General features: G+C 27.1%; 4 protein-coding genes. All 4 read right to left on the reverse strand.

Annotated features, from left to right (window positions below):
- Positions 1 to 30: 30 nt before the first annotated feature.
- Complete coding sequence (gene leuD, locus D9V66_RS03135) at positions 31 to 663, reverse strand: 3-isopropylmalate dehydratase small subunit (RefSeq protein WP_158366063.1); 633 nt, start codon at positions 661 to 663, stop codon at positions 31 to 33.
- Positions 664 to 681: 18 nt separating this feature from the next.
- Entirely contained in the window at positions 682 to 2,085 is a 1,404-nt protein-coding gene (gene leuC, locus D9V66_RS03140) for a 3-isopropylmalate dehydratase large subunit (protein ID WP_158366065.1), read from the reverse strand.
- 3 nt (positions 2,086 to 2,088) lie between these two features.
- On the reverse strand, positions 2,089 to 3,180 hold the full coding sequence (leuB, locus tag D9V66_RS03145; protein ID WP_158366067.1) for a 3-isopropylmalate dehydrogenase: 1,092 nt from the start codon (positions 3,178 to 3,180) through the stop codon (positions 2,089 to 2,091).
- 106 nt (positions 3,181 to 3,286) lie between these two features.
- The gene (gene leuA / locus D9V66_RS03150; RefSeq protein WP_158366069.1) at positions 3,287 to 4,837 is read right to left on the reverse strand and encodes a 2-isopropylmalate synthase; all 1,551 of its coding nucleotides are present in this window, start codon (positions 4,835 to 4,837) and stop codon (positions 3,287 to 3,289) included.
- Positions 4,838 to 4,903: the final 66 nt, after the last annotated feature.

The raw sequence follows: 4,903 nt of genomic DNA on the forward strand, positions 1-4,903 counted from the left end.
TAAGACTTTCGCTATTTTTTTAAAAATAAACTATACAATTTTTGAACTAAATTCCCTCCTCTTTAAAAGAAAATCAGGGATTTTACTTTCATAGATCTCTATTTCTTTTAAAAATTTCATAGTTAAATCTATGTTATCTAAATCATTTAATAAACAAAACCGACGAGAATCATCTAACTCAAATGAAAAAGAATTTTTATTTACAATTATTTTACTATTAATTAAATTAACACAAAAACTAATACCCAAATTTTTTTTTACAATATCAAAAAGAAAATCAATAACTTTTTCTTGTAATGTAATTAAAAGAAGTTTATTATTAAAACTATTGTTATAAAAAATATCACTAAAACTAGAAGCTATGATTATCTTAAATCCATAATCTAACAAAGACCAAACAGCATGCTCTCTAGAAGAACCACAGCCAAAATTCGACTTAGTTAATAAAATACTAGCATTTTCATAAACTTTTTTATTTAAAATAAATTGATTATTTTTTTTTAATTGATTAGAATCAAGATAACGCCAATCATGAAATAGATATTTACCAAATCCTATCTTGTTAATCTTCTGTAAAAATTGTTTAGGAATAATAATATCTGTATCTATATTAGATATATCTAAAGGAACAACAATACCTGTATGTTCAGTAAATTTAAGCATTTTAAAATATTCTCATTTTTATTTTTTTAAATTCATAGGATTAAAAAATTTACCATATAAAGCAGCTAATGCAGCCATAATAGGACTTACTAAATGTGTTCTACCACCCCTACCTTGACGACCTTCAAAATTTCTATTACTAGTAGAAGCACAACGTTCACCATAAGATAATTTATCATTATTCATCCCTAAACACATAGAACAACCAGGTAACCGCCAATCAAACCCCGAATTGATAAAAATTTTATCTAAACCCTCTCTTTCAGCTTGTCTTTTAACCACACCTGACCCAGGAACTACGATAGCTTTTAGATTTTTAGAAATTTTTTTATTTTTTAATATTTTCGAAGCTACTCTTAAATCTTCTATTCGTCCATTAGTACAAGATCCAATAAAAACTTTATCAATATTAATATCTGTTAAATAAGTACCTGGTTTCAAATCCATATATTCACAAGCAGATTTAGCTAAATCTCTTTTCATGAAACTATCAAAAAAATTAAAATCAGGTATTTTTTCATTAATAGAAATTACCTGATCTGGATTTGTCCCCCAAGTAACTTGAGGCAAAAGATTAGATATATCAATAGTAAAAGTTTTATCAAAAATTGCATTTTCATCTGTTTTTAAAGTTTTCCAAAATTCTAATGATTCTTTCCAAAAATCACCATATGGAGAATAAATTTTATTTTTTAAATATGAATAGGTAATTTGATCGGGTGCTATTAATCCAGATTTTGCACCAAGTTCAATTGCCATATTACAAATTGTCATTCTTTCCTCCATACTCATTTTGTTAATAACACTTCCACAGAATTCAATAACATATCCAGTCCCTCCAGATGATCCTATTTTACCTATAATAAATAAAATTACGTCTTTAGCAGTAACAAAGTGTTGCATTTCTCCAATGATTTCTATTTTCATACTTTTAAAACGTTGTTGTTTTAATGTTTGAGTAGCAAGAACATGTTCTACTTCTGAAGTACCAATACCAAAAGATAATGCACCAAATGCACCGTGAGTAGATGTATGGGAATCACCACACACAATAGTCATACCAGGTAAAGTCATCCCTTGTTCAGGTCCTATCACATGAACAATACCTTGATTAGGGTTGTTTAAATCATATAATGATATACCGAATTCTTTACAATTTTTTATTAATGTTTGCATTTGAATTTTTGCCATCGATCCTGATGCATTTATATCTTTACTCTGTGTTGATACATTATGATCCATTGTTGCAAAGGTTTTTTTAGGTTGTCTAACTGTTCGTTTTTTATTACGTAATGAATCAAAAGCTTGAGGAGATGTAACTTCATGAAGTAAATGTAAATCTATATATAAAACAGCTGAATCATTTTTTTTTGCATGTATAATATGTGAATCATATATTTTTTGATATAATGTTTTATTCATTTTTTATTTACCATTAATTAAACAATTAGCAATAGCATCACCCATTTCATTTGTTTTAAAATAATTTTTATCATTAGATATATCTATAGTTTTATAGCCTTTTTTTAAAACATTAATTACAGCATTATCAATTTTATCAGCTATTTTATCTAAGTTCATACTATATCTAATCAACATTGAAAGAGAGAGAATTTGTGCTATAGGATTAGCAATATTTTTGCCTTCAATATCAGGAGCAGATCCTCCTGCTGGTTCATATAAACCAAAATTTTTATTATTTAAGCTTGCAGATGGTAACATACCTATAGAACCTGTGATCATAGCACATTCATCTGAAATAATATCTCCAAAAAGATTTGAACATAATATTACGTCAAATTGATTAGGGTCTTTTATAATTTGCATGCAAGCATTATCAATATATAAATGAGATAAAATAACATCAGGATATTGTTTAGAAATATCTTCTACTATTTCTCTCCATAAAATAGAACTTTGAAGAACGTTTGCTTTATCTATAGAACAAACTTTAAATTTTCTAGAACGTGCTAATTTAAAAGCTAAATGTGCAATACGAATAATTTCAAATTCATAATAAATTTCTGTATCAAAAGCATAAGTTAAATTATTTTCACACAAACGACCTTTTGGTTTTCCAAAATAAATCCCGCCTGTTAATTCTCTAACACATAATATATCAAAACCATTTTTTACAATGTCAAAACGAAGAGGAGACAAAAAACTTAATTCTGAATATAATTTAGATGGTCTTAAATTAGAAAATAAATCAAAATGTTTTCGTAAAGGTAATAAAGAAGCCCTTTCAGGACGCTGATTTACAGGTAATTTATCCCATTTTTTTCCTCCAACTGAACCAAATAAAATTGCATCAGAATTTTCACATCCGATTAAGGTATCTTTAGGTAAAGCTGTTCCTTGAGTATCAATAGCTATACCTCCAACATTAAACTCTTCTGTTTCTATAAATAATGAAAATTGATCTTTTAAGATTTTTAAAATTTTATATGCCTCCTGCATAACTTCAGGACCTATCCCGTCTCCAGGTAATATAGCAATACGATATTTTTTTTTCATAAAAAATATTATCCTTAAAAAATAATTATATAAATTTTTAATAAAAAAATGATTTTATTTTTTATACTAAAATATTTTTGTTTAAATTTAAACAAATTAGAATTTATTAAAATTTTTTTAAATTTTTTAATTTTTTATTAACTTGTTTAGCTTTCCATATATTATTTAATACATTAACCATAGCTTGAGCTGATGACTCAATAATATCAGTAGCTAAACCAATGCCATGGAATTTACGATTTTCATATTCCACTAAAATATTTACTTGACCTAATGCATCTTTACCCTTACCCTTTGCTACAAGCTGAAATTTTTGTAATGTTATAGGAAAATGTGTAATTCTATTTAATGCTTGATAGATAGCATCTACAGGACCGTTACTTGTAGTAGATGATTCTGTATGTATTTTTTTACCACATAATAATTGAACTGAGGCAGTAGATAAACCATTTGAAATAGATTGAACACTAAAAAATTTTAAAGAAAAATATTCTAGTTCTTCTTGTTGTTTATTAATAAATGCTAAAGCTTCTAAATCATAATCAAAGACTTGTCCCTTTTTATCTGCTAATTTTAAAAATGCAGTATAAAGTTCATCTATATTATAATCAGTATGTTTGTAACCCATTTTATCCATATAATATTTTACTGCAGCTCTCCCCGAACGAGAAGTTAGATTAAGTTTTACTTCCTTTAAACCGATACTATTAGGATCCATAATTTCATAATTTTTTCTATTTTTTAATACACCATCTTGATGAATTCCAGAAGAATGTGCAAATGCATTACTACCTACAATAGCTTTGTTAGGAGGGATAGGCATATTACAAATTTGACTAATAATTTGACTAGTACGATAAATTTCTTTATGTACTATATTAGTTGAAACACCTAAAATATCTTCTCTAACTTTTATAGCCATAATAATTTCTTCTAATGCCGTATTTCCAGCTCTTTCGCCGATTCCATTGATGGTACCTTCAATTTGTCTAGCACCAGCTTGTATAGCTGATATTGAATTTCCTACTGCCATTCCCAAATCATTATGGCAATGAACTGAGATTATAGATTTATGAATATTAGGCACACGTTCAAATAAATTGTTAATAATAGAAGACAATTCATTTGGTACTGTGTACCCTACTGTATCTGGGATATTAATAGTTTTTACTCCTGATTTTATTAATTTTTCTACAATGCGGCATAAATTATCTATTGTAGTTCTGCTAGCATCTTCACAAGAAAATTCAACATCATCAGTATAACGTAAAGCTTTTTTTGCAGATAATATAGACATATCTATAATTTCATCAAAATTTTTTCTTAACTTAGATTGCATATGTAATGTCGAAGTCGCTAAAAAAATATGAATTCTAAAAGAATTAGATGCAGACATAGCTTCACCTGCTGCATCAATATCCCTTTCAACACATCTTGCTAGACTACATATTCGACTGTTTTTGATATTTTTGGATATAGTCTGAACTGATTTAAAATCTCCGGGTGATGAAATAGGAAATCCAACTTCAATAATGTCTATGCCACATTTTTCGAGCGATAATGCAATTTGCAGTTTTTCTTTAACGCTAAGACTTGCCTGTAATGCTTGTTCACCATCACGTAAGGTGGTATCAAAAATAATAACTTTAGAATTCATAAAAATTTTTCTCATCTTTTAAAAAAATAAAAATGTTTTTGAATAAAATAAATTTACACAATAAAA

This window comes from Buchnera aphidicola (Brevicoryne brassicae), assembly GCF_005082825.1.
GTDB classification, from domain to species: domain Bacteria; phylum Pseudomonadota; class Gammaproteobacteria; order Enterobacterales; family Enterobacteriaceae; genus Buchnera; species Buchnera aphidicola_AK.